The sequence below is a fragment of the Planctomycetota bacterium genome (assembly GCA_035574235.1).
GTDB lineage: Bacteria > Planctomycetota > MHYJ01 > MHYJ01 > JACPRB01 > DATLZA01.
In genome coordinates this window covers 1-2,026 of the sequence record DATLZA010000193.1, presented here as the reverse complement: position 1 = coordinate 2,026, position 2,026 = coordinate 1, and the positions used below count along the sequence as shown (strand labels likewise).

The window sequence follows — 2,026 nt, the reverse complement described above, 5'->3', positions numbered from 1 at the left end:
GACGAGCTGCACTTCGCCCACGCGCGCGACCGGCGGTTCCGCCGGCGCCAGCTCCACGGAGGCCGCCACCGCCCCCGCGGGATCCAAAAGCTCCACCCGCACGGGCCCCTTCGGCACGCGCAGGCGGACCTCCTGCCCCGGCGCGGTGGGCGACTCTCCGACAAGCGTCTCTCCGGCCTTGACCCGCACGCGCTCGCCCCGGGAGGTGACGCGAATTTCCAAAGGACGCTCGGCCGGCGCCGCCTCCTGCGGAGCGGGGGACGTCGAAGGAGGCGCGGATTGCAGGGAAGCGGCGATTCCCGAGGCACTCCAGCCCAGCGCGATCCAAGCAGCCGTCCAGATCTTCATCGTCCTGCCCTCACTTCTTGCGGACCTCGTCGCCCTTCTGGTAGTTCCCCTTTCCCAGGCGGCAGACGGCACACCCGTGGGGATACGTGGCGTCGGCCTTGGTCAGCGTCTGCACGGTCAGCTCTCCCACGGGCTCGCCCTCGCGGACCACTTCGAGGACGTCGCCGGGAGCCACGGCCGCTTCGGGCTCCAGGCGCACGAAGACTCCGTACTCCGGATGGACCCTCTGGATGACGCCGAGGCGCGGCGGCGCGGCCGGTCGGACCGGAGGAGGCGGCGGGGGAGGCGGAGGTTTCCGCGCCGCGACCTCCCGGAGTTCCGCGATCTTTCTCGAGACGGCGGAGAAGCGCTCGGCGAGTCCCGGGAATCCGCGAATCGCGGCGGCGACCGCGCTTTCGACCGCCGCGCCCGGATCGACGCCTTCCCGCGCGCATCGCTCCAGCCACTCCATCGCCTCGTACGGGCGCCGCAGGCGCGCCGAGGCCGCCGCCAGCGCCCGCGCCGCGTCTCCTCGAACCGCCGCGTCCGCCCGGCGCGAGGCGTACGCCTCCGAAAGCAGCCGGACCGCCTCCTGGGGCGGGCGGCGCGAAGCTTCGGACAGGCGCTCCCGGAGATCGCCCTCCACGGCGTCGCGGGGCAGCGCTTCGACCGAGGAGCGCACCAGCGTCTGGACGCGTTCGGCCAGGCGACGCCGCTCGCCCTCTTCCGAAGCGGGGAAGGCGGTTTCCTCGAGGGCCTTCGTGTATCCCCGCACGGCCGCTTCAAGGTCGCCGGACTGCTCCGCCGCGCGGGCGCAGAGGGCGTAGATGTTGCCGGAAAGCTCGTAGCGGCCGTTTTCGGGAGAAGCGGCCAGCGAGAACTCCCGAAGCAGCGGATCTCCTCCCGGCGGCAGGTAGCGGAGCGTCACCGGGCCCGCGGGGACGCGCACCGGGGGACCGCCGGGGACGACGTCCGCGGCTTCCCCTCCGGGGATCTCCGCCCGGAAGCGCCCGAGGGCCGGCCGCGTGGCGACCGACACGGACGCCAGCCGGGTCATCGCCAGGGGCACGACCAGCTCCTGCCGCAGAAGCGGCTCGAGATCCTCGGTCACGGCGTCAGCGGCCTCCGGGGCGGTGGCGAGGATCCGGTAGCGCCGAATCACGCGGGCGTCTTCGATCCGCGCGTTGCCGAGGGCGTCGGCCGCCAGGGTGCGCTCGGGGCGCACGGGCGGGGCCGCCGGTCGCTCGGCGGCGGCGGCCGCCAGACGGGCGGCGCGGGAGCGGATCTCTTCCTCCGGACGGGCGGTCAGCTCGCGAAGACGCTCCGCCACGAAGGGGAGATCCTCCGGCGGCAGGGCGTCGAGCGCCCGGACCAGGGACCGCGGGTCGAGGCTCCAGAGCGACGCCACCGCCCGCGGCGCGCGGATCTCCGGCGGCAGGGCGAACAGGTGCAGCGTCGCCCGGGGAACCGCGCCCTGGACGCGGAAGGAGCCCGTCTGCGGTTCGAGCTCCACCTTGAGATCCTGGCGCGCCGGCCCGAGCGTGACGGTGCGGCGGGCGGGCAGGTATCCCCGAAGCTCGAAATCGATCTGGACGATCTCGCGGGAAAGCTCGTCGCGATGGAGAACGAGCGGAGTGATCCCGACGTGAACGCCGTCCACGAGGACGGAGGCGCCGGAAGGCTCGGATTCGAGGCGCAA

At 73.8% G+C, this 2,026-nt stretch carries 2 protein-coding genes; both read right to left on the bottom strand.

Features of this window, described 5'->3' with window-relative positions; all coding sequences use genetic code 11:
- The coding region (locus tag VNO22_18170) for a hypothetical protein (GenBank protein ID HXG63302.1) at positions 1 to 348 on the bottom strand (348 nt) is incomplete at its 3' end.
- A gap of 10 nt (positions 349 to 358) precedes the next feature.
- A partial coding sequence (locus VNO22_18165; GenBank protein HXG63301.1) for a PEGA domain-containing protein occupies positions 359 to 2,026 on the bottom strand: 1,668 nt, incomplete at its 5' end.